The organism is Streptomyces tauricus (assembly GCF_014650955.1).
Lineage (GTDB): Bacteria > Actinomycetota > Actinomycetes > Streptomycetales > Streptomycetaceae > Streptomyces > Streptomyces tauricus.
In genome coordinates this window covers 185,057-207,516 of sequence record NZ_BMVY01000007.1, presented here as the reverse complement: position 1 = coordinate 207,516, position 22,460 = coordinate 185,057, and the positions used below count along the sequence as shown (strand labels likewise).

The 22,460-nt window shown below is 70.7% G+C and carries 22 protein-coding genes; 4 read left to right on the top strand and 18 right to left on the bottom strand.

Features of this window, described 5'->3' with window-relative positions; translation table 11 throughout:
• Window positions 1–21: 21 nt before the first annotated feature.
• From ispG to IE278_RS14395, 16 genes are all read right to left on the bottom strand, one after another.
• Complete coding sequence (gene ispG, locus IE278_RS14465) at window positions 22–1,203, bottom strand: flavodoxin-dependent (E)-4-hydroxy-3-methylbut-2-enyl-diphosphate synthase (RefSeq protein WP_189772328.1); 1,182 nt, start codon at window positions 1,201–1,203, stop codon at window positions 22–24.
• A 4-nt stretch (window positions 1,204–1,207) separates the two neighbouring features.
• Window positions 1,208–2,230, bottom strand: coding sequence for an adenosyl-hopene transferase HpnH (hpnH, locus tag IE278_RS14460; RefSeq protein ID WP_189772326.1), 1,023 nt, complete (start codon window positions 2,228–2,230; stop codon window positions 1,208–1,210).
• A gap of 5 nt (window positions 2,231–2,235) precedes the next feature.
• Window positions 2,236–2,880, bottom strand: coding sequence for a phosphorylase family protein (locus IE278_RS14455; protein ID WP_189772324.1), 645 nt, complete (start codon window positions 2,878–2,880; stop codon window positions 2,236–2,238).
• Window positions 2,880–4,934, bottom strand: a complete 2,055-nt coding sequence (gene shc, locus IE278_RS14450) for a squalene--hopene cyclase (RefSeq protein WP_189772322.1) — start codon at window positions 4,932–4,934, stop codon at window positions 2,880–2,882. The genes IE278_RS14455 and shc overlap by 1 nt, the downstream gene beginning before the upstream one ends.
• Window positions 4,935–5,044: 110 nt before the next feature.
• The gene (locus IE278_RS14445) at window positions 5,045–6,112 is read right to left on the bottom strand and encodes a polyprenyl synthetase family protein (protein ID WP_189772320.1); all 1,068 of its coding nucleotides are present in this window, start codon (window positions 6,110–6,112) and stop codon (window positions 5,045–5,047) included.
• A gap of 59 nt (window positions 6,113–6,171) precedes the next feature.
• Window positions 6,172–7,596: a hydroxysqualene dehydroxylase HpnE gene (gene hpnE / locus IE278_RS14440; RefSeq protein ID WP_189772318.1), complete on the bottom strand. Its 1,425-nt coding sequence runs from the start codon at window positions 7,594–7,596 to the stop codon at window positions 6,172–6,174.
• Window positions 7,593–7,733 (bottom strand): DUF6380 family protein, encoded by a 141-nt coding sequence (locus tag IE278_RS43175; protein WP_220451676.1) that lies wholly within the window; start codon window positions 7,731–7,733, stop codon window positions 7,593–7,595. The genes hpnE and IE278_RS43175 overlap by 4 nt, the downstream gene beginning before the upstream one ends.
• Complete coding sequence (gene hpnD, locus IE278_RS14435) at window positions 7,733–8,683, bottom strand: presqualene diphosphate synthase HpnD (RefSeq protein WP_189772316.1); 951 nt, start codon at window positions 8,681–8,683, stop codon at window positions 7,733–7,735. The genes IE278_RS43175 and hpnD overlap by 1 nt, the downstream gene beginning before the upstream one ends.
• Window positions 8,680–9,582, bottom strand: a complete 903-nt coding sequence (hpnC, locus tag IE278_RS14430; protein ID WP_189772314.1) for a squalene synthase HpnC — start codon at window positions 9,580–9,582, stop codon at window positions 8,680–8,682. The genes hpnD and hpnC overlap by 4 nt, the downstream gene beginning before the upstream one ends.
• A gap of 385 nt (window positions 9,583–9,967) precedes the next feature.
• Window positions 9,968–10,750, bottom strand: a complete 783-nt coding sequence (locus tag IE278_RS14425) for an ABC transporter ATP-binding protein (protein ID WP_189772313.1) — start codon at window positions 10,748–10,750, stop codon at window positions 9,968–9,970.
• On the bottom strand, window positions 10,743–11,672 hold the full coding sequence (locus IE278_RS14420; protein WP_189772312.1) for an ABC transporter permease: 930 nt from the start codon (window positions 11,670–11,672) through the stop codon (window positions 10,743–10,745). Before IE278_RS14420 ends, IE278_RS14425 begins: the two co-directional genes overlap by 8 nt.
• 96 nt (window positions 11,673–11,768) lie before the next feature.
• Window positions 11,769–12,623 carry a glycosyltransferase family 2 protein gene (locus tag IE278_RS14415; protein ID WP_189772445.1) on the bottom strand — a complete coding sequence of 285 codons (855 nt, stop codon included), beginning with the start codon at window positions 12,621–12,623 and terminating at the stop codon, window positions 11,769–11,771.
• Between the two features lie 35 nt (window positions 12,624–12,658).
• Window positions 12,659–13,438 carry a CDP-alcohol phosphatidyltransferase family protein gene (locus IE278_RS14410; RefSeq protein ID WP_189772311.1) on the bottom strand — a complete coding sequence of 260 codons (780 nt, stop codon included), beginning with the start codon at window positions 13,436–13,438 and terminating at the stop codon, window positions 12,659–12,661.
• A complete protein-coding gene (locus IE278_RS14405; RefSeq protein WP_189772310.1) occupies window positions 13,416–14,477 on the bottom strand; it encodes an iron-containing alcohol dehydrogenase family protein in 1,062 nt (353 codons plus the stop codon). The genes IE278_RS14410 and IE278_RS14405 overlap by 23 nt, the downstream gene beginning before the upstream one ends.
• Window positions 14,465–15,217, bottom strand: a complete 753-nt coding sequence (locus IE278_RS14400) for a phosphocholine cytidylyltransferase family protein (protein ID WP_189772309.1) — start codon at window positions 15,215–15,217, stop codon at window positions 14,465–14,467. The genes IE278_RS14405 and IE278_RS14400 overlap by 13 nt, the downstream gene beginning before the upstream one ends.
• Window positions 15,214–17,010 (bottom strand): DUF5941 domain-containing protein, encoded by a 1,797-nt coding sequence (locus IE278_RS14395; protein WP_189772443.1) that lies wholly within the window; start codon window positions 17,008–17,010, stop codon window positions 15,214–15,216. Before IE278_RS14395 ends, IE278_RS14400 begins: the two co-directional genes overlap by 4 nt.
• Before the next feature lie 312 nt (window positions 17,011–17,322).
• Here IE278_RS14395 and galE point away from each other — a divergent pair, with 312 nt between their 5' ends.
• On the top strand, window positions 17,323–18,318 hold the full coding sequence (gene galE / locus IE278_RS14390; protein ID WP_189772308.1) for a UDP-glucose 4-epimerase GalE: 996 nt from the start codon (window positions 17,323–17,325) through the stop codon (window positions 18,316–18,318).
• Window positions 18,319–18,648: 330 nt separating this feature from the next.
• Window positions 18,649–19,242: an isopentenyl-diphosphate Delta-isomerase gene (idi, locus tag IE278_RS14385; protein ID WP_189772307.1), complete on the top strand. Its 594-nt coding sequence runs from the start codon at window positions 18,649–18,651 to the stop codon at window positions 19,240–19,242.
• A 3-nt stretch (window positions 19,243–19,245) separates the two neighbouring features.
• Here the strand turns inward: idi and IE278_RS14380 are convergent, their stop codons facing one another.
• Window positions 19,246–19,752, bottom strand: coding sequence for an ATP-binding protein (locus IE278_RS14380; protein ID WP_189772441.1), 507 nt, complete (start codon window positions 19,750–19,752; stop codon window positions 19,246–19,248).
• A 229-nt stretch (window positions 19,753–19,981) separates the two neighbouring features.
• On the opposite strand from IE278_RS14380, the gene IE278_RS14375 reads away from it, so the two are divergent.
• Window positions 19,982–20,749, top strand: a complete 768-nt coding sequence (locus tag IE278_RS14375) for an enoyl-CoA hydratase/isomerase family protein (RefSeq protein WP_189772305.1) — start codon at window positions 19,982–19,984, stop codon at window positions 20,747–20,749.
• A gap of 44 nt (window positions 20,750–20,793) precedes the next feature.
• Window positions 20,794–21,623, top strand: a protein-coding gene (locus IE278_RS14370; RefSeq protein ID WP_246570322.1) for an IS5 family transposase whose coding sequence is annotated in 2 segments (ribosomal slippage) — window positions 20,794–21,133 and window positions 21,133–21,623 — 831 coding nt in all. Because the reading frame shifts where the segments join, the coding sequence is not laid out codon by codon here.
• Between the two features lie 80 nt (window positions 21,624–21,703).
• On the opposite strand, the gene IE278_RS14365 is transcribed toward IE278_RS14370, so the two are convergent.
• Complete coding sequence (locus tag IE278_RS14365; RefSeq protein ID WP_189772303.1) at window positions 21,704–22,339, bottom strand: DJ-1/PfpI family protein; 636 nt, start codon at window positions 22,337–22,339, stop codon at window positions 21,704–21,706.
• Between the last annotated feature and the right edge of the window lie 121 nt (window positions 22,340–22,460).

Here is a 22,460-nt window from a genome sequence, read left to right as displayed (position 1 = left end):
CCCTCTCGGTCCGTGCTGCAGCTAACTAGCGGTGCCGCCCGGTTGCCCCGGCACCGTGACCTCCGGCTCGCCCGATGCGACGCCGTCCGCCTCCATCTGCTCGGCGATCTTCATCGCCTCGTCGATGAGGGTCTCCACGATCTTCGACTCGGGGACGGTCCTGATGACCTCGCCCCGGACGAAGATCTGTCCCTTGCCGTTGCCGGAGGCGACCCCCAGGTCCGCCTCCCGTGCTTCTCCCGGCCCGTTGACGACGCAGCCCATGACCGCGACGCGCAGGGGCACCTCCATACCCTCCAGACCGGCCGTGACCTCGTCGGCGAGCTTGTAGACGTCGACCTGGGCCCGCCCGCAGGACGGACAGGACACGATCTCCAGGCGCCGCTGCCGCAGCCCCAGCGACTCCAGGATCTGGATGCCGACCTTGCACTCCTCGGCGGGCGGGGCGCTCAGGGACACCCGGATGGTGTCGCCGATGCCCTCGCTGAGCAGCGCCCCGAAGGCCACCGCCGACTTGATCGTGCCCTGGAAGGCGGGCCCCGCCTCGGTCACGCCGAGGTGCAGCGGGTAGTCGCACTGGGCCGCCAGTTGCCGGTAGGCGTTGACCATGACCACGGGGTCGTTGTGCTTGACCGAGATCTTGATGTCCCGGAAGCCGTGCTCCTCGAAGAGGGACGCCTCCCACAGGGCCGACTCGACCAGCGCCTCCGGGGTCGCCTTCCCGTACTTCTGGAGGAGGCGCCGGTCCAGCGAACCGGCGTTGACCCCGATCCGGATCGGCGTGCCGTGGTCCTTCGCGGCCCGCGCGATCTCCTTCACCTTGTCGTCGAACTGCTTGATGTTGCCGGGGTTGACCCGGACCGCCGCGCAGCCCGCCTCGATCGCGGCGAACACGTACTTCGGCTGGAAGTGGATGTCCGCGATCACCGGGATCTGCGACTTGCGCGCGATGGTGGCCAGCGCGTCCGCGTCGTCCTGCGTGGGGCAGGCGACGCGGACGATCTGGCAGCCGGACGCGGTGAGTTCGGCGATCTGCTGGAGCGTGGCGCCGATGTCCGACGTACGGGTCGTCGTCATCGACTGCACCGACACGGGCGCCCCGCCTCCGACCGCCACCGGCCCGACCTGGATCCGCCGTGAGACACGGCGTTCCGCGATCGGCCGGACCGGTACCTCGGGGAGGCCCAAGGAGATGGCGGTCATCACGTCACCCGCGGTTTCCCGAGACGGTCTCGCGGGCGGCCCGCAGCGACTCCTTGAGGGAGCCCATGGTGGCCATGACCGCCGTCGGCTCGTAGCCGCAGTGCGCCATGCAGTTGGCGCACCGCGGGTCCTTGCCGCGGCCGTAGGCGTCCCAGTCGGTCTTCTCGATGAGGTCCTTGTACGTCGTGACGTACCCGTCGCTCATCAGGTAGCAGGGTTTCTGCCAGCCGAAGAGCGAGTAGTTGGGGATCGCCCACGCCGTGCAGGGGAAGTCGACCTTGCCCTCCAGGAAGTCCAGGAAGAGCGGGGAGTGGTTGAGCCGCCAGCGCAACCGGTTGCCGCCCGCGAAGGCCTTCTTGAACAGTTCGCGGGTCTGCTCCACGCCCAGGAAGTGCTCCTGGTCGGGCGCCTTCTCGTAGGCGTAGGCGGGCGAGATCATCATCTCGTCCACCTTCAGGTCGTCATTGAGGTAGTTGAGCACCTCGATGATCGTCTGCGGGGTGTCGGTGTTGAAGAAGGTCGAGTTGGTGGTCACCCGGAAGCCGCGCCGCTTGGCCTCCTTGATGGCCGCCACCGCCTCGTCGAACACCCCCTCCTTGGCGACGGACTCGTCGTGCCGCTCCCGCAGCCCGTCGATGTGCACGGCGAACGCGAAGTACGGCGAGGGCGTGAACTTGTCCATCTTCTTGCGCAGCAGCATGGCGTTGGTGCACAGGAAGATGTACTTCTTCCTGGCCACCAACTGCCGCACGATCTCGTCGATATGAGGGTGCATCAACGGTTCGCCACCGGCGATGGAGACCATCGGCGCACCCGATTCGAGCACCGCCCCCACGGCCTGCGCCACCGGCATGCGCTGCTTGAGCACTCCGGCCGGGTGCTGGATCTTGCCGCAGCCCTCGCACGCGAGATTGCAGGCGTACAGCGGTTCCAGTTCGACGATCAGCGGAAACTTGTCCCGCTTGCGGAGTTTCTGTTCCATGAGATACGTCGCGACCTTGATGGTCTGGCGGAGCGGCATGGCCATCTGGCTCACCTCCTGGGGAGCAGCGAAGAACGGTGCCATTCATAGAAAACAGGGAGAACGGCACGAAGAACACGGAAGGCTGATATTCCACCGCGTACCGTGCCGATCCGGACGAGTTCATGTTCCGGGGCGTCCACGACCACCCGTACGGCGGCAACGGGGCGCTCCCCCGCGCGGACCGCGCTGCGGAGCGTCGCCGCCGACTCCATGTCGACCGCGATCGCCCCGGTCGCGAACAGCTCCGACCGTTCGGGACCGCGGACCACGTGATCGGAACCGGCGAGCGGTCCCGTGTGCACGGCGCGCCCGGGCACGGCACGCCGCAGTTCCCCGACGAGCAGGCCGGTTCCCACGCACGGCGTGCTGCCGCGCGGGTCCCGGGTCTCCTCGGCGACGACCAGGTCCCCGGGATGCATCCCGGGGGCGAGCCCGGCACAGAAGCCCGTGGCCAGGACGGCCGCCGAGCGCATCGCGGGATCGGCCAGCACCTTGCCGACCGCCCGCTCGGCGGCCGCCGGCCCCATGCCGGTACGCAGCACGGTGACCGGTCCTTCGGCGCCGCCCCGGTCGCCGCCCGTGCACAGGGCGAACCGCTCGATGCCCAGCGCGCAGGCGATCAGCAGCGGGGCGGCGTCCGGTTTCGCGCTCATCAGCTCGCCCTGCCGAAGGAGCCCTGGGTGCCCTGGGATGTGCGGGCGCCCTGGGCACTCTGCAGTTCGGCGAACGGTTCGCCGTTGACGTACCGGCCGAGCGCGGTGAGCGGGAACACCTGCCGGTAGAGGTGGTAGTTGATGGAGAAGTCCCACGGGAACCCGGTGCCGGTGAAGTACGGCTCGTCCCAGGAGCCGTCCGGCAGCTGGGTCTGCGCGAGCCAGGCGACACCGCGCTCGACGGCCTTGGACTCCCGCTCCCCGGCCGCGAGCAGCGCCAGCAGCGCCCACGCGGTCTGGGAGGCGGTCGAGGCGCCGCGCCCGCTCCACTCGGCGACGTCGTGGTAGGAGCGCAGGTCCTCGCCCCAGCCCCCGTCGTCGTTCTGCACGGTCTCCAGCCAGGCCACCGCCCGCCGGATCGCGGGATGCGAGCCGGGCAGTCCGGCGGCGACCAGCGCGGGCACCACCGACCCTGTGCCGTAGACGTAGTTGACGCCCCAGCGGCCGAACCAGGAGCCGTTCGCCTCCTGTTCGGCGAGCAGCCACTCGACGCCCCGGCGGGTGCGGGGATCGTGGGCCAGGCCCTCGACGGCGAGCATCTCCACGACGTGCGCGGTGACGTCGGCGGACGGCGGGTCGATGACCTCGCCGAAGTCGCAGAACGGCAGCCGGTTGGGGAAGGGGCTGGTGTTGTCGACGTCGAAGGCGCCCCACGCGCCGTTCTTCGACTGCATGCCGAGGTTCCAGCGCACCCCCCGCCCGATGGCCTTCTCCACGCGCTCCGGGTCGTGGTGCCTCACCCGGCGCAGCGCGAGGACGACTTCGGCGGTGTCGTCGATGTCGGGGTAGTTGTCGTTGTGGAACTCGAACGCCCAGCCGCCGGGCGGGAGTTCGGGCCTCTTGACCGCCCAGTCGCCGGGGCGGACGATCTCCTCCCCGAGCATCCAGTCCGCCGCCCGCACCATCTGCGGGTGGTCAGCCGGAACGCCCGCGTCGGCGAGCGCGATGGTCGCCAGGCAGGTGTCCCAGACGGGTGACTGACAGGCCTCGATCATCCGGGCGCCGTCCTCGCGCCACACGGCGAAGCGGTCCAGGGAGGCCAGTCCCTCGCGCATCACCGGATGTTCGAGGTCGTAGCCGAGCAGGTACAGGGCGATGACCGAGTACACGGCGGGCGGCTGGATGCCGCCCCAGCACCCGTCGTTCTCCTGGCGCTCGATGATCCAGCGGGCCGCGGTGTTCATCGCGGCCCTGCGCAGCCTGCGCGGCGCCACCTTGCGGTAGGCGTGCAGGGCCCGGTCCAGCCGCTGGAACGCCCCGTCCCAACTCGCCACCGGTGCGAAGGGTTTGACCGGGTTGGGGTTGCGGGGGTCGGCGTGCAGCTCGTCCAGCGCGAAGGGCGCCGGACGGACCGGGCGCTTCGCGGAGACCACGGTGAGCGGCACGATGGTCTGCCGGGCCCAGCAGCCGAAGTCGTAGATGTTGAGCGGCATCCACTTCGGGAAGTAGATGAGTTCCGGGGGCAGTTCGGGGAGGTCGTCCCACTTCCACCAGCCGAACAGCGCGAGCCAGATCCGGGTGAAGACCCGGGCCGCCGCGATACCGCCCTGCTCCCGGATCCACGCGGACGCCCGCGCCATGTGCGGGTCGTCCGGCGCGTCACCGGCCAGTCGCAGGGCCACGTACGCCTCGACGGTGGTGGAGAGTTCGCCCGGTCCGCCGTAGAAGGAGGCCCAGGTGCCGTCCTCGCGCTGCTCGCCGCGGATGAACAGCGCGGCGGCCCGCGTGGTCTTCTCGTCGTCGATGCCGAGGAACTGACGGAGCAGGAGGTCTTCGGCGTCCATGGTGACGTTGGTCTCCAGGTCGCCCTTCCACCAGCCCTCGGCGTCCTGCGTGGTCAGCAGGAAGTCGGTGGCACGCTGTATCGCGTGCGTGGCGGTCTCTCGGATATCGGCTGTCCCGGCCGCCGCGGGAGTCGATTCTGTCCGGATGTCGCTGGCCGAGGCTGCGCGGGGCGGGAGGGCCCCGGTGCTTCCGTCGGTCGTCGCTGTCATGGCTTCCCCTTCGTGCAGTGGCATGTCTCTGCTGGGTCCGCCGTCGGCCGGTGCTCGTTCTTCCGCAGCACCGGCCGGCGACTACGCGAGGGCTATTCGACCGATAGTGATCATCTCTTTCGTACGACGACGAAGTCGGCGAGCTCCACGAACTGAGCACGCACCTGGTCCGGCATGTGGATCGTGTCGAGCGCCTCGATGGCGACGGTGTGCTGGCGGCGGGCCTCCTGGGCGGTCCACTCGCGGCCGCCCGCCTCCTCGATGAGCGCGGCGCGCACGGCGAACTCCTCCTCGGAGAAGTTCTCGAAGTCGCTGCTCCTGGCGTCCGCGGCGAGCAGTTCGCCCAGGCGCTCGGAGGCGGGTCCGCCGGCCGCGAGCGCGGCCACGACGGGCAGGGACTTCTTGCGCTGGCGCAGGTCGCTCCAGGTCTGCTTGCCGGTGGCCACCGGGTCGCCCCAGATGCCGAGCAGGTCGTCGACGGCCTGGAAGGCGAGGCCGAGGTGGTAGCCGTACTTCTCCAGCGTGTCCGCCGTGCGGTCGTCGGCGCCGCCGAGGACCGCGCCGATGGAGCAGGCGCAGGCGAGCAGGGCGCCCGTCTTGTTGCCCTCCATCTCCAGGCACTCCTCGACGCTGACGCGGTCGCGGTGCTCGTAGGAGATGTCCTGGGCCTGGCCGTCGATCAGCGCGCGCGTGGCGGTGGTCAGCCGGCGGGTGGCGCGGCCCGCCTCGACGGTGCCGAGTTCCAGGAGCAGTTCGTTGGCCAGCGCGAACAGGGCGTCGCCGACGAGGATCGCCTGGGCGGGGCCGTGCACCTTCCAGACGGTGTCGCGGTGGCGGCGCTGCTCGTCGCCGTCCATCAGGTCGTCGTGCAGGAGGGAGAAGTTGTGCACCAGCTCGACGGCGACCGCGCCCGGCACGCCCACCTCCGGGGCGGCGCCGGCGGCCTCGGCGGACAGGACGGCGAGGGCGGGGCGTACGGCCTTGCCGCCGTCGCCCTCGGCGGGGTTGCCCTCGGCGTCGATCCAGCCGAAGTGGTAGGCGGCGACGGTGTCCATGGGAGGGGCGAGGCGGTCGATGGCCGCCCGCAGTACAGGTGAGGCCAGGGTCCGGCCGCGCTCCAGGAGCGCGGTCACGTCCACCGCGTCGGCAGCCTTCGATGCCGGGGGCACAGTGGGCACAGTCTCTCCTCTATTCGCGATACGGGGTGTGCGGGAGCCAGCCGCGCTCTGCTGGAGCGTCACGCCGCCTCCTCGAAGAGCTCGAAGAGATGGTCGCGGGGCCGGCCCAAAGCGGTGAGGGCGGCATCCGCCGCGCTCACGCCGCTGCGGACCGCACTCTCCATGGTCGCGGGCCACCCGGTGGCGGTCCACGCGCCGGCCAGGTACAGGCCGGGTGCCTTGGTGCGGGCGCCGGGCCGCAGCCGTCCGACGCCGGGGGTCGGGGCGAACGTCGCCGTGCGCTCCCTGGTCACGAAGAAGTCCCGGACCTCGGCGTCCCTGGTGTGCGGCAGCAACCGCTCCAGCTCCGGCAGGTAGCGCTCGCGCAGCGCCGCGACGGGTGTGTCGATCTCGTCCTGCGCGGCCGACTGGGACAGCGCGAGGTACTGGCCCTCCTTGAGGCCGGACGCCTCGGTCCGGTCGAAGACCCACTGCACCGGGGAGCCGAGCGCGGCGAAGAAGGGCCGGCTGAGCACCTTGCGGTCGTACACGACGTGGATGTTGAGGATGGGCGCCGTACCGATCTCCAGCAGCCGTTCCGGGGCGTCGAGGGCGCCCGCCGGCAGGAGGTCGTGGGCCTCGCGCTGCGGCACGGCGAGGACGACCGTGTCGGCGTCGAGCGTCTCGCCGGGAACCTGAACGCTCCAACGCCCGTTCTCGTGTTGGGAGATGGAGGTGACTCGTGTACGGACCTCGGTACGGACTCCCGCGGAGTCGAGCGCCTTGCGGGCCAGCCGGTCGTGCAGTTCACCCAGCGGGACGCGCGCCCAGCCGATGTCGGCGGCGCCCGGGTCGGACAGCAGACCGGTCTTGAACACCATCGCGGCGAGCCCGAGCGAGGAGTCGCCGGCCACCGCGTTGAGGGTGGCGACCCCCACCAGGTCCCACAGTGCCTCGATGGTCCGCTCGGACTGACCGTGCGCGGCCAGCCAGCTGCCGAAGCTCTGCGCGTCGAGCGCCGGATCGGCGAGGTCGAGTCCCTTGAGCGCCAGTGCGGCACGGCCGACCTTGGCGCGCTCGGCGAGTGAGAGATGCGGGTAGGTCGCGAGGCTGCGCGCCAGATGCAGCGGGACGGGCAGCGCCGTCCGGCCGATTCTGCCGAGCCGTCGTCCGGCCGGGGCCTCGGCGTCGAGGACGGGCACGTCCAGGCGGTCCTGCAGCGGGGCGAGCGCCGCGCCTTCGACACGGTCGAGGAACCAGCGGTACGCCGTGCAGCAGCGCAGATACACATGCTGGCCGTTGTCCACGGTGAGTCCGTCGCGCTGGAAGGAGAAGGCGAGCCCGCCCAGCCGGGGCCTGCCTTCGAGCAGCGTCACGCGGATGCCCGCGTCGGCCAGCGCGAGCGCCGCGGTCGTTCCCGCGAGCCCCCCGCCGACCACTACGGCCGTCGTGGGGCGGCCCTGCGAGCCGGCGTCGGGCCCCTCGTCCTGCGTGGTGTCGTTCATCGTGCACCTTCCCCCGCGGCCTCGCCGCGCCGGTGGAGCGGGGCACGGGCGGCCGATGCAGTCAGGGACGCCGTCCCCGGCCGGAGGGTTGCGCGCCGTTTCCAGGTACTTGCGTCATCCTGGGCCGGAGTGTCCATCAAGCGCGCCTCCTGACGGTTCGGCGGGAGACGTGCCGGGCGTCGAGACCGGAGAGGCCGCGCACGGCGACGTACGCCTTCTCGCGTCCGGGGAGCGAGACCCGGCCGCGCAGGACGGCCTCCGGTTCGCGCTCGATACGGTCCAGGAGGCGGCGGTAGATGCCTGCCATCGCGGCGACACAGGCGCCGCTGCGGCGGTCCAGCATGGGCAGCAGCCGGTAGCCCTCCGCGAAGAGCGCGCGGGCCCGGCGCACCTCGAAGTGCACGAGGCCCGCGAAGTCGGAGCCCTCCGGCGGGCGCGGTCCGTCGAACCCGGCCGAGCAGCCGAACTTCGCGAGGTCGTCCGCGGGCAGATACGTCCGCCCGTTCTCGGCGTCCTCACGAACGTCCCTGAGGATGTTGGTGAGTTGCAGCGCGAGCCCGAGGGTGTCCGCGTACTCCGGCGCACGCTCGGCGCCGCGCGCCCCCGGTTCCGTACCGAAGACGCCGAGCGAGAGCCGGCCGATGGCGCCGGCGACACAGCGGCAGTAGACCTTCAGGTCGTCCCAGGTCTCGTACGTCTCGCCGCGGACGTCCATGAGCACGCCGTCGATGAGTTCGTCCAGGCCGTCGAGCGGGACCGGGAAGTGGTCCGCGGTGTGCCGCAGGGCGACGGCGACCGGATCGGTGTCGTCCTCGTCCACCGAGCGGTCGCGGATCCGGGCGAGCAGCGCCCGGGTCTCCTCCAGCCGCTTCGCCTTGACCTCGGGGGCGAGCACTCCGTCACCGATGTCGTCGACGCGCCGTGAGAACGCGTACAGCGCCGACATCGCCCGCCGCTTGGGCGCCGGCAGCAGCCGGATGCCGTACGCGAAATTCCGGGCCTGCTGCCCGGTGACCGCCTCGCAGTAGCCGTAAGCGGCGAGTACCGGTGCGGACATGTGTGGTTCCGACTCCACGGTCCGGATCACCCCTCTCCTCGCAGAGTCACTCCCACCTCGCGCAGCAACTGGATCTTGCCGGGCTTCGGCGGGCCGGGAAGTACGTCGTATTCGGCGGCGGCGATCGCCCGGATCGCCGCCCTTCCTCCTGCCACGAACCCCGCGAGCAGCAGCTTCAGCCTGCCGTGGACGCTACCCACGAGGGGGGTGCCTTCATTCAGGAGGTTCCGGGCGCGTTCTGCTTCGTATGCAACCAGTGCGCGCGCCGATGCGCCTGCCGTGGGCGCCGCGAGATCCGCTTCCTGGACGTGAAAGCGTTTCATGTCCTCGGCGGGGAGGTAGACGCGGTCGCGGCCGAGGTCCTCGGCGACGTCCTGGAGGTGCTCGACGATCTGCAGGGCCGTGCAGACGGCGTCGGAGAGGCGGACCCGCTCGGGGGTCGAGGTGCCGGTGACGGCGAGGACCAGTCGGCCGACCGGATTGGCGGACAGCTCGCAGTAGGCCAGGAGATCGTCGTAGGTCTCGTACCGCTTGACGACCTGGTCCTGGCGGTTCGCGGCGATCAGGCCGAGGAAGGGTTCGGGGGGCAGGCCGGTGCGGCGGACCGTCGGCTGCAGGCGGCGCAGGAGCGGGTGGCCCGGAGTCGAGTCGAAGACCTTGCGCAGGTCCGCCTCGAAGGCGTCGAGCAGGACGAGCCGGTCCTTCGCCTCTTCGGGGGACACACCGAGGAGGCGGGCGTCCGCGCCGCCGGGGGCCAGGTCCCCGTCACCGATGTCGTCGACGAGCCGGGCGAAGCCGTAGACGGCCATGAGGTCGTCCCGCCAGGCCTTGGGCAGGAAGAACGGGGCCACGGGAAAGTTCTCGTCCGCCGCTTTGTCGAGGGTGCTGCGCTCCGGGTCACCGGCGCGCGCCGTTTCGGCCGGCGTCATCGCCCGCCGCCCGGGCCGGCAGGGGCACCCGCACGGACGGCACACGCGCAGCGGAGCTGGAGAGTTTCCGTAGCCATTGCCGTCACATCTCCCGTTCTACACTGCTGACCCAATGGTGACTATTTCGGACACGCCGCCCGGCCGTCCGCGCGACAGACCCTATGCCTGGTGTCGCGCAGTATCGCCCCACTTGCCGCGAATCAGCACCGGTACAGCTTACGTTGTACAACCCGCCATGCTCCGCCGGGGTGTCCTGCGCATCACAAGAACACACCGATTGACGCCAAGATTCCTACGGGCGCCCGGAGTTGGCGTTTCCTTTGCAGACGCAGGGCCCCGCCGAACCGTTCCGGCGGGGCCCTGCGTGCTTCTTCTACGACTCGGGCTACTTGCCCGTGAACTTCTCGTACTCCTTGAGGACCTCGTCGGTGGGGCCGTCCAGGCGGAGCTCGCCGCGCTCCAGCCACAGGACGCGGTCGCACGTGTCACGGATGGACTTGTTGTTGTGGCTGACGAGGAACACCGTGCCGGCCTCCTTGCGGAGCTCCCGGATCCGGGCCTCGGAGCGCTTCTGGAACTTGCGGTCGCCGGTCGCCAGGGCCTCGTCGATCATGAGGACGTCGTGGTCCTTGGCGGCCGCGATGGAGAAGCGCAGCCGGGCGGCCATGCCGGAGGAGTAGGTGCGCATGGGCAGGGTGATGAAGTCGCCCTTCTCGTTGATGCCCGAGAAGTCGACGATGTCCTGGTAGCGCTCCCTGATCTGCTCGCGGGTCATGCCCATGGCCAGTCCGCCGAGGATGACGTTCCGCTCGCCGGTCAGGTCGTTCATCAGGGCCGCGTTGACGCCGAGGAGCGAGGGCTGGCCGTCGGTGTAGACGTGGCCCTTCTCCGCGGGGAGCAGTCCGGCGATGGCCCGCAGCAGGGTGGACTTGCCGGAGCCGTTGGATCCGATGAGGCCGATGGCCTCACCGCGGTAGGACTTGAAGGAGACGCCGCGGACGGCGTGCACCTTGCGGACGCCTCGCTCCTCGCCGCGCCGGAGTATGCGGCTGAGGGCGGAGGTGGCGCTGCCCTTGCCGGTCTTGGCGCCGTTGACGCGGTAGACGATGTGCAGCTCGTCCGCGATGACGGTCGGGATCTGGGGGGTCCTGTCGTTCTGCTCAGCCACGGCCGTAACGCTCCTCAGCCTTCCAGAAGTACACGAAGCCGCCGACGGCGACGAGGACGGCCCAGCCGCCCGCGACCGCCCACACGTGCGGCGGCAGGTTCTCGGAGCCGTAGCCGTCGATGAGCGCGAAGCGCATCAGGTCCATGTAGATGGCGGCCGGGTTCCACTGGAGGATGTCGGCGATCCACTCGGGGTGCTCCTCGAGCATCACGGGGATCGAGAACATGACACCGGACGCGTACATCCACGTACGCATCACGAACGGCATGAGCTGGGCCAGGTCCGGGGTCTTGGCGCCCATCCTGGCCATGATCATCGCGAGGCCGGTGTTGAAGAGGAACTGCAGCACCAGGACCGGCACGATCAGCAGCCAGGACAGCCGGGGGTAGCTGCCGAAGCCGACCGCCACGACGAACAGCACGATCATCGAGAAGAGCAGCTGCTGGAGCTGCTGCAGCGAGAACGAGATCGGCAGCGCGGCGCGCGGGAAGTGCAGCGCCCGCACGAGTCCGAGGTTCCCGGAGATCGCGCGCACGCCCGCCATCACCGAGCTCTGGGTGAAGGTGAAGACGAAGACGCCCGTCACCAGGAACGGGATGTAGACCTCCCGGTCCATGCCGCGGTCGGCCTTCAGGATCAGGCCGAAGATCAGGAAGTACACGGCCGCGTTCAGCAGCGGTGTGGCCACCTGCCACAGCTGGCCGAGCTTGGCCTGGCTGTACTGGGCGGTGAGCTTCGCCTGCGAGAAGGCGAGGATGAAGTGACGCCGTCCCACGAGCTGGCGGACGTACTCGACGAGTCCGGGCCGGGCGCCGCTGACGGCCAGCCCGTACTTGGCGGCGAGGTCCGCCGCGGAGAGCCCTTCATCGGGGGACGGGGGGGCGCTCACCGCGACGCCGCCGTCATGCGTTGTCTCACTCACAGGGAAACTTTCGTCCTCAAGGTGCGCGGCCTGGTAGGGCGTAGGCCAAAGACAGGGACCGGGGTACGGCCCGAATGCTCTCAGATATCGAGCGTGTCAGATGACGGGTGGTCGGCCCAGTCGGGTCAGGCGCCATACCGTACGCCACTTCATGGGGCGCCGGGGGCCGCACGGGCTGGTCCAGCCCTCCTTGAAACCGCCGAACCAGGCCTTCAGGGCCGGGCGCGAGGGCCGACGGGCGAGCGTGAGCAGCATCCATACGCCGAGGTACACGGGGACCAGCGGCGCGGGCAGGTTGCGACGGGCCAGCCAGACACGGTTGCGGGCGACCATCCGGTGGTAGACCGCGTGCCGCGAGGGCGCCGTCGTGGGGTGGTTGAGCACCATGTCCGAGCGGTAGTCGATCATCCAGCCCGCGTCGAGGGCCCGCCAGGCGAGGTCGGTCTCCTCATGGGCGTAGAAGAACTCCTCGGGCAGCCCGCCGACCTCGGCGAGCACCTTCGTACGGACGGCGTTGGCGCCGCCGAGGAACGTGGTGACGCGGGAGTCGCGCATCGGGTCGGAGGCGCGCAGCCGCGGTACGTGGCGGCGCTGGGTGATCCCGGTCTCCGGGTCGGCGATACGGAAGCTGATGATGCCGAGTTCCGGGTCGGCCGCGAAGGCCTGCCGGCACAGCTCGGCGGTGTCGTTCCGGGCCAGGAGGCCGTCGTCGTCCAGGAAGAGCAGGACGTCCACGTCGGTGCCGCCGGGGCCGAACGCCTCGATGCCGACGTTGCGGCCGCCGGGGATGCCGAGGTTCTCCGGCAGCTCGACCGTACGGACACCCGGTATGGAGCCGGTGACGTCCGGGACGGGCGAGCCGTTGCCGACCACGACCACCTCGACCGGGTCGCCGTCCTGCTTGGCGACCGAGTCGAGGAGGGCGCGGAGTTCGTCGGGGCGGTTGCCCATGGTGATGATCACCGCGCCGACCTTCGTGGGCGTGCTCACTTCAGCCTGCTCGAAGCGAGGATGGACACCAGGTGCAGCACGGTCTGCAGCATCGCGATGCCGGCCAGTACCGCGACACCGAGCCGCGAGAAGAACAGGTCGTCGCGGACCGTGTCCAGGACCGCGAGGACCAGGATCAGCAGGGACGCCTCGATACCGAGGACGAGCCGGTGGAACTTGAGCGCGCCCGCGGCCCGGCGGGCCAGCGCCATGCCGGAGGAGCGCGGCTCGGACGCCGACTCCTTGACCGGCTCCTTGCCGGTCTGGTGCCGGGCGACCCCCACGAGGTCGGTCTCCGACTTGATCAGGACGGCGCCGAGTGCGGCGAGCGTGCCGAGGAACGCCCACAGCCAGTCGATCCGCCCGGTGCCCCACAGGTCCGCGGCGCGCAGGCCGAAGCCCACCAGGACCGCCGCGTCGCACAGGTAGGCGGCGACACGGTCGACGTACACGCCGGTCATCGAGTACTGCTTGCGCCAGCGGGCGATCTCGCCGTCGACGCAGTCGAACAGCAGGTACAGCTGGACCATCAGTACGCCCAGCAGGGCGCCCGGGATGCCGGGCACCAGCAGGGCCGGGGCGGCGAGCACGCCGAAGACGGTCATCACGTAGGTCAGCTGGTTGGGCGTGACCTTGGTGTTCACCAGGTGCCGGTCGATGCGCAGCGAGATCTCGCGCATGTAGAGCCGGCCTCCCCAGTGCTCGCCGCTCCGCCGGTCCTTCACACCCGGGGGGTGCACGACCGGGCGGAGCTCAGCTACCGATGGCTTTTGCATAGTCGGCGTATGCGTCCCTGATCTGGTCGGTGGAGAGGTCGAGGTGTTCGAGGATCGTGAAGCGGCCCGGCCTGGTCGACGGAGCGAACTCCACGACCTGGACGAACTCCTCCGGGGTGAAGCCGATCTCCTCCGGCAGCACGGGCAGTCCGTGGCGCTGCAGGACCTCGGCCATGTACGCCGACTCCTCGCGTGCTCCGCGCAGATGCATCGCGAAGGCCGCGCCCAGACCGCACTGCTCGCCGTGGCTGGCGGCGCGCTTGGGGAAGAGCAGGTCGAAGGCGTGGTTGATCTCGTGGCAGGCGCCGGACGCCGGACGGGAGTCGCCCGCGACCGACATGGAGATACCGGTGAGAACCAGGCCCTCGGCGAGCACCTGGAGGAAGCCGTCTTCGCCGACGCCGCCCGGGTGCCGCAGCACGGCCTCGCCGGCCTGGCGGGCCATCGCGGCCGCTAGGCCGTCGATCTGCTCGCCCTTCTCCCGGTTGGCCAGCTCCCAGTCCGCGACCGCGGAGATGTTGGACAGGGCGTCGCCGATACCGGAGCGCACGAAGCGGACCGGGGCCTCCCGGATCACGTCGAGGTCGATGACCACGGCGATCGGGTTCGGCACACCGTACGAACCGCGGCCCGCGTCGTTGTCGAGGGTCGCGACCGGGGAGCACAGACCGTCGTGCGAGAGGTTCGTCGCGACGGCGACCAGCGGGAGGCCGATCCGGGCCGCGGCGAACTTCGCGCAGTCGATGATCTTGCCGCCGCCGAGGCCCACGACCGCGTCGTAGCGCCCCTTCTTCATGGCGTCGCCGAGCTTGATCGCCTCGTCCAGGGTGCCGCCGCCGACCTCGAACCAGTCGGCGCCCGGCATCGCCGGGGTCAGCCGCTCGCGCAGCTTGGCGCCCGAGCCGCCGCTGATCGCGACGGCCAGCTTGCCCGAGTGCGAGATGCGCTGGTCGGCGAGGACCGCGGAGAGGTCGTCCAGGGCACCCGGACGGATGTCGACGACGACCGGCGAGGGGATGAGCCTCGTCAGTACTGGCACGCGATCTCACGTCCCTTGGCGAGGTCCTCGTGGTTGTCGATCTCGACCCACTTGACGTCGCCGATGGGGGCCACGTCGATCCGGAAGCCGCGGTTCACGAGCTCCTGGTAGCCGTGCTCGTAGAACTGCTGCGGGTCCGTCTCGAAGACCGTCTTGAGCGCGTCGGCCAGCTCGTCGGCGGCGTCGCCCTCGATGAGGGTCACGCCGATGTACTCACCGGTCGCCTCGGCGGGGTCCATCAGCTTGGTGATCTTCGTCATGGAGCCCTCGGGACCCACGACGACCTTCATCTCCTCGTCGGCGAGGGACTTCACCGTGTCGAGGGCGAGGATGATCTTCTTGCCGTCGCCGCGGGCGGCGAGCAGGGTCTTCTCGACGGAGACCGGGTGCACGGTGTCGCCGTTGGCGAGGATCACCGAGTGCTTGATCGCGTCACGGCCGCACCACAGGGAGTAGGCGTTGTTCCACTCCTCGGCCTTGTCGTTGTCGATCAGGGTGATCTTGACGCCGTACTTCTGCTCCAGCGCCTCGCGGCGCTCATAGACGGCTTCCTTGCGGTAACCGACGATGACCGCGACCTCGGTCAGGCCGATCTCGGCGAAGTTGCCGAGGGTGAGGTCGAGCACGGTGATGCTGTCCTCGTTGCCTTCGGGTCCCACCGGCACCAGAGCCTTGGGCAGGGTGTCGGTGTAGGGGCGCAGACGCCGTCCGGCGCCGGCAGCCAGCACGAGGCCGATCATGCGGGTTCTCCTTCATCGTGTACGGCGGGTGCGCCGCGCCTGTGGGCGGTCACCCAGTAGCGGATGCTCTCGAAGAGCACCACCAGGGCCACGGCCACGGCGAGAGCCGTGAGCGCGACCTTGAAATCTTCTGCGGTGAGCAGCGCGGCCAGGACGGTGACCAGCAGCGTCCTGCCTTCGTGCCCGCCGATCGCCCGCACCAGCCAGTGCGGCGGCGCGCCGGCGTTGCCGCGGATGCGGTACACCGTGTCGTAATGATGGTAGGCGACGGCCGCCACCAGCCCGAAAGCCGCCGGAAGGGCGCCGTTCACGTCCGCTTTGGCCGCCAGTACCAGAACGGTCCCGTACTCGGCGGCGCGGAACAGCGGGGGCAGCAGCCAGTCGAGGGGGCCGGCGAGGGGGCGCTTGATGAGGTCCGCGGACACCAGGACGTACACGGCGGCGATCACGACGACCGACCAGCCCGGTCCGTCGCTCCAGGCCGTGTACATCAGGAGCACGGTGCACGCCAGGGCCAGGAGCCGCGTCACGGCGGGCTGGCCGCGCAGCGGGAGACGTGCCAGCAGCTCGGCCAGGGGTCCGCTGTCCGTGAGGTCCGCCAGCGCCCGCATGGCCCGGTCACTGCGCCGCGCCTTGCGGGTCACCGACCGCAGGACGCGGCCCGCGGTGGTGTAGCACGCGGCGAAGGCGCAGCCGATCAGCAGCACGTAGAAGGTGATGCGGGGCGTCGTGAGCGCGGTGAGTACGGCGATCATCGCCCAGCGCTCACCGATGGGCAGGACGATCATCCGGCGCAGCCAGACCGTCCAGCCGACGCTGTCGAGCTTGCCCGAAAGAGCCGCGGTGGGGCTGGTGTTGGCGGCCGTGCTGTCGACGTTCGCCTCGTTGAAGGAGAAGTCGACGACGTGCCGGCAGGTCTGCAGGACCATCGCGGCGAGGGCCAGCGCCCAGACGTCGTCGCCGCCGCGGGCCGCGCCGAGGGCGAGGCCCGCGTAGTACGCGTACTCCTTGGCGCGGTCGAAGGTGGCGTCGAGCCAGGCGCCGAGCGTGGAGTACTGCAGGGAGTAGCGGGCGAGCTGGCCGTCCGTGCAGTCGAGGACGAAGGAGAAGAGGAGCAGCAGCCCCGCGGCGACGAAACCGGCCCGGGTGCCCGTCGCCGCGCAGCCGGCCGCGATCAGCGCGGTGATCAGCGACGCGGTGGTGACCTGGTTCGGGGTCATGCCGCGGCGGGCGCACCAGCGGGCGAGGTAACGGGAGTACGGGCTGACGCAGTACGTGGTGAAGAAGCCGTCGCGGGACTTCACGGCGGTACGCAGCCGGATCGCCTCGTCGTCCACGGAGGCGACGGACTGGCGGGCCTCGTTGCGGGCCTGCGGGTCCCTCGGCACCTCGGCGACGAGTTCGCCCAGTTCGGGGCGGTGCAGATCGGTGTCGAGGGTCTCCGCGACCCGGTCGGCGACGATGCCGACCACCACGGAGCCGTTCGACGCGTCCGAGGAGGCGATGCGCAGCGCGCGGGCCAGCGCCGGACGCGCCCCGGACTTGGCGGTGACGGCGCCGGGGATCGCGGCAGCCTCGAAGCGGGGGTCGGTCAGGCCGAGCCGCAGCGCGTGGACGTGCCCCACGAAGCGGGCGTCGACGACGGCCACCCGCTGGTCCGCGGGGACGGCGGCGAGGAGCGTCTCGGCGTCGGCCGCGTCGGTGGCGGCCCGCACGTCGAAGCCGAGGGACCGCAGATCGCCTTCGAGCGACGACCCGGGGACCGGCTGACCGGTGAGGATGGCGGTCGACAGACGAACTCACTCCTCTGGGTTCCGGCGTGCACGACGCCGGGCAGGTGCGTGGTGGGGGTGCGCCTCTGGCCGGGTACGGCCGGGCGGCATGTCGGCAGAGGCTATCGGATGATGGGAAGCGGCCGTTCACCGCCCGTTCACGGTCCGATCAACACGTTCTGATCGGTACGTCCTCGACGATCATCATCGTGGATCCGGGCCCCGGCCCACAAACCACGGCCTATTCCGGCGCAATTCAGGGCACGGCCCACGCCCTGTGGCCGGAGCACATGTGGGTTCCGACCGGAGCGGACCGGCATAGGGTGGGCGTCCATGACATGGCTGATCACAGGTGGGGCTGGATACATCGGGGCGCACGTGGCGCGTGCCATGGCCGAGGCCGGGGAGCGCGTGCTCGTGCTCGACGACCTCTCGGCCGGGGTTCCCGCGCGGCTGCCCGACGGCATCCCGCTCGTTCAGGGTTCGTCGCTGGACGGGGAGTTGCTCAAGCGGGTCCTCGCCGAGCACGCGGTGACGGGTGTGGTGCACCTGGCCGCGCGCAAGCAGGTCGGTGAGTCCGTGGCCCAGCCCACGCGCTACTACCAGGAGAACGTGGGAGGGCTCGCCACACTGCTGGACGCGGTGGCCGGGGCGGGTGTGCGGCGGTTCCTCTTCTCCTCCTCCGCGGCCGTGTACGGCAACCCGGATGTGGACCTCATCACGGAGGACACCCCGCGTGCCCCGCTGAGCCCCTACGGCGAGACGAAGCTCGCGGGTGAGTGGCTGGTGCGGGCCGCCGGCCGCGCGCACGGCATCGACACCGTGTGCCTGCGCTACTTCAACGTGGCGGGCGCCGCCGCCCCCGAGCTGGCGGACACCGGTGTCTTCAACGTGGTCCCGATGGTCTTCGACCGGCTCACCCGCGACGAGGCCCCCCGGATCTTCGGCGACGACTACCCGACGCCGGACGGCACCTGTGTACGCGACTACATCCACGTCGCCGACCTCGCCGAGGCGCATCTCGCGGCGGCCCGCCGGCTGGCCTCCTCCGACGCCCCGGGCAGTACGTCCGGTGCGGGCGGTGCGGGCGATCTGACGGTGAACATCGGCCGCGGCGAGGGTGTCTCGGTGCGTGAACTGCTGACGCTCATCGGCGAGGTCACCGGCGACACCCGTCCCGTGCTCGTCGAGCCGCGCCGCCCGGGCGACGCGCCGCGCGCGGTCGCCTCGGCCGCGCTGGCCGCCGAGGAACTGGGCTGGAGCGCGCGGCGCTCGGTGCGCGAGATGGTCGAGTCGGCGTGGCGGGGCTGGCAGCTGCATCACGCGTGACGTGCGTACGCCCGGTGGTGGAGGCGTCCCTCACGGGTGAGGGCAGGTCGGCGGGCGCACCGCACCGACGTGGGGTTACGGCGTACGGCCCGGTTTCCCGCAGCGGGTGAGGAGCCGGGGAAGTGCTGATGAATCCCGTTCTGGACGGTTCCATGCCGGTAGCGGCGGGAACGATGAGGTGTCCGGCCCCTTTCGGCGTCCGGCCGTTACTGGGCGCGATGTCCGGTTCGGCCGCGCGGCGGAACCGGACGTGCGGGACCCCGCGTGGTGCCGGGAGTGCCGGTTCGGTACGGCAGACTTGGGGCTTGAAGACCGATGCGAAGGATGGGTATGCCGATCACTCCTGCCACCGCGACGCACAGTTCGTCGAACGGCAACGCTGAAGCCATCTTGCTCGAACTGGTCGACGAGGACGGCGCCACGATCGGCACGGCGGAGAAGCTCACGGCCCATCAGCCACCCGGGCAGCTGCACCGGGCGTTCTCCGTCTTCCTCTTCGACGAGCGGGGCCGGCTGCTGCTGCAGCAGCGGGCGCTGGGCAAGTACCACTCCCCCGGTGTCTGGTCCAACACGTGCTGTGGTCACCCGTACCCCGGCGAGGCGCCCTTCGCGGCGGCCGCGCGCCGGACGTACGAGGAGCTGGGGGTCTCTCCGTCGCTCCTCGCCGAGGCGGGCACGGTCCGCTACAACCACCCCGACCCGCACTCGGGACTGGTGGAGCAGGAGTTCAACCACCTGTTCGTCGGGATGGTGCAGTCGGCTCTGCGGCCCGACCCCGAGGAGGTCGGGTCGACGGTCTTCGTGAGCGCGGGCGAGCTGGCCGAGCGGCATGCGAAGGACCCGTTCTCGGCGTGGTTCATGACCGTGCTGGACTCGGCCCGGCCGGCGATCCGGGAACTGACGGGCGACTCCGCGGGCTGGTGACCCTCAGACCGCCCGGGCGACGGTGAGGGGCAGCGCCGACCAGATCACCTTGCCCCCCGTCGCCGTGTGCTCCACGTCGCACACCCCGCCCGCCTCGCGGGTGATCTCCCGCACGAGGAGGAGGCCGCGGCCACCGGTCTGGCCGTGGTCGGCCTCCAGGGCCGTGGGACGGTAGGGGTGGTTGTCCTCGACGGAGACCCGCACCCACTCCGCTCCGACGGCGACCTCGACGCCGAGCATCGGGGAGAGCAGGGCCGCGTGCCGGACCGCGTTGGTCACCAGCTCGGAGACGATCAGCAGGAGCCCCTCGACGATGTCGTCCGAGACCGGTACGCCCTGGCGGGCCAGCAGGTCGCGGACCGCGTGCCGTGCCTGCGGTACGGAGGAGTCGACGGCGGGAGCGGTGAACCGCCAGACTCCCTCGTACGGCAGTGGGCCGGGCGGTCTTCCGGGGGGCGCCTCCCCTCCGCCTTCAGGACGTGGGCCGGGCCCCCGCCCCTGGTCGTCCATCGTCCGGTCGCCACCCTTGCGCTCGATTGTCACCACACGTCGAGTGTTGATAACGCGCTGGTCCGTACCGGATAACTGAACAGAAGTCAGCGACTATCGACGTTTTCTGATCGCCGACGCGTGTAATCGTCAGCCAGTTGACCGATCCTGTCCGCCCTGTGCCGAATCCGGAACTCTTCGGGTTGTACGGGTTTGGCCCGGCACCAGGCCGACCACGTAGCATCCGGCCATGGAGCCGCAGCTGTCGCACAGGGTCGCCGACGGGGTCGCCACCGTCGTCATCCACCACCCCGCCAAGCGCAACGCCATGACGGCCGACATGTGGCGGGCGCTGCCGCCCCTGCTCGACACCCTGGCCGACGACCCCGCCGTACGCGTGCTCGTGCTCACCGGCGAGGGCGGGACGTTCTGCGCCGGGGCCGACATCTCCTCGCTGCGGGGTTCGGCCACGCAGGCGCAGGCGCTCGCCGTACGCGCGGAGGAGGCGCTGGCCGCCTTCCCCAAGCCGACGATCGCCGCCGTACGCGGCTACTGCGTGGGCGGCGGGTGCCAGCTGGCCGCGGCGTGCGATCTGCGGTTCACGGAGGAGCATGCCTCGTTCGGGATCACTCCGGCGAAGCTGGGGATCGTCTACGCGGCCTCCTCCACCCGGCGGTTGGTGTCCCTGGTGGGACCCTCGACCGCCAAGTACCTGCTGTTCTCCGGCGAGTTGATCGACGCGGCGCGGGCGCTGCGCACCGGTCTGGTGGACGAGGTGCTGCCCGACGGCGAACTGGAGCGACGCGTGGCGGAGTTCGCGCGGATCCTGGTGTCCCGCTCACAGCTGACGCAGGCCGCGGCGAAGGAGTTCGCCGACGGCCGCACCGACCGGGACGGCTACTGGGCGCGGCAGGCGCGCGAGGGCGACGACACCGCGGAGGGGGTCGCCGCCTTCCTGGAACGCCGGCCGCCCGCCTTCACCTGGACCACGTCGGTCCCCGGAGAGCTCAGCCGCTAGGCAGTGTCTTCAAATGATCATCGCTGGTGGATCATGGTGTCGTGATACGTCGCCATGAACTGTCCGATGCTGAGTGGGAGTTCGTCCGGCCGTTGCTGCCCGTGTCGTTGCGGGGGCGGAAGCGGCTGGACGACCGCAGGGTCCTGAACGGGATCGTGTGGAAGTTCCGGACCGGGACGGCCTGGCGGGACGTGCCCGAGCGCTATGGTCCGTGGGCCACGCTGCATACCCGTTTCCGCAGGTGGGCGGCGGACGGGACGTTCGACCGAATGCTGCGGGCCGCCCAGGCGAAAGCGGACGCGGCGGGCGACATCGAGTGGCTGGTGTCGGTCGATTCCACGATCGTCCGGGCCCACCAGCATGGGGCGGGGGCTCGAAAAGGGGGCTCCGCGACCCGGCCCTCGGGCGGTCCAGGGGCGGCCTGACCAGCAAGATTCATCTTGCCTGTGACGGCAGAGGCCGTCCGCTCGGCTTCGTCGTCACGGGCGGCAACACCAACGACTGCACCCGGTTCACCGCCGTGATGGAAGCGATCCGGGTGCCCCGGATCGGACCGGGGCGACCCCGCACCCGGCCCGATCACGTCCTGGGCGACAAGGGCTACAGCTCGAAAGCGATCCGCGCCTGGCTCCGCCGCCGCGGCATCCCTCACACGATTCCCGAGCGTGCCGACCAGGTCGGCAACCGGGCCAGGCGGGGCAGTCGCGGTGGCCGCCCGCCAGCCTTCGACCGCGAGGCCTACAAGCACCGCAACGTCGTGGAACGGTGCTTCAACCGCCTGAAGCAGTGGCGCGGCATCGCCACCCGCTACGACAAAACCGCCCAGTCCTACGAAGCGGCCGTCACGCTCGCGTCACTCCTGATGTGGGCGTGACATTTGACGACAGAACCTAGGGCCGGCCGCCGGGTCGGCCGTCGAGCGCCGCCGGATCACTCCTTGGAGCGGGATCGCTCCTAGGAGAGGAGGAAGCGGCTCTGCGAGCGGAGCTGCTCGACGAGGTGCGTGGGGGCCTTCTGCGGGGACCCCGCGTCGTAGGGCGGCCGGGGGTCGTACTCCACCGCGAGTTGCACCGTCTGGGCGTGCTCGTCGCCCGCGATCCTGCCGAGCAGCGTGAGCCCCATGTCGATGCCGGACGAGACACCGGCGGCCGTGACGTACTTGCCGTCGGTCACGACCCGCTCCCCCGTCGGCTCGGCGCCGAAGCGCTCCAGGTGGTCGAGGGCCAGCCAGTGGGAGGTCGCGCGGCGGCCCCGGAGCAGTCCGGCCGCGGCCAGCAGGAGTGAGCCCGTGCACACGGACGTCGTCCAGGTGCTGGTGGCGTCGGCCGTGCGCAGCCAGTCGAGGAGTACCCCGTTCTCCATCTGCGGGGTCTGTCCGGGGCCGCCCGAGACCACCACGATGTCCGGGTGCGGGACCTCCGCGAGGGCCTTGTCCGCCGTGATGGCGAGGTTGCCGGTGTCGGTGCGGACGGGGCCGGCGTGCTCGGCGACGAAGACCGTCTCCGCGTCGGGGAGGCGGCCGAGGGTTTCGTAGGGGCCGACCGCGTCCAGGGCGGTGAAGCGGTCGAAGATGACGATGGCGATCTGCATGGGTGCCTTTCGTTTGTACGGCTCGTTTGTACGGCTCGTCTGTGCGGCTTTTTCCGGGGCCGGGCTCGGGGTGTGGTGACGTGCGGGTCCGGTGAGGGCTGGGCGCGCAGTTCCCCGCGCC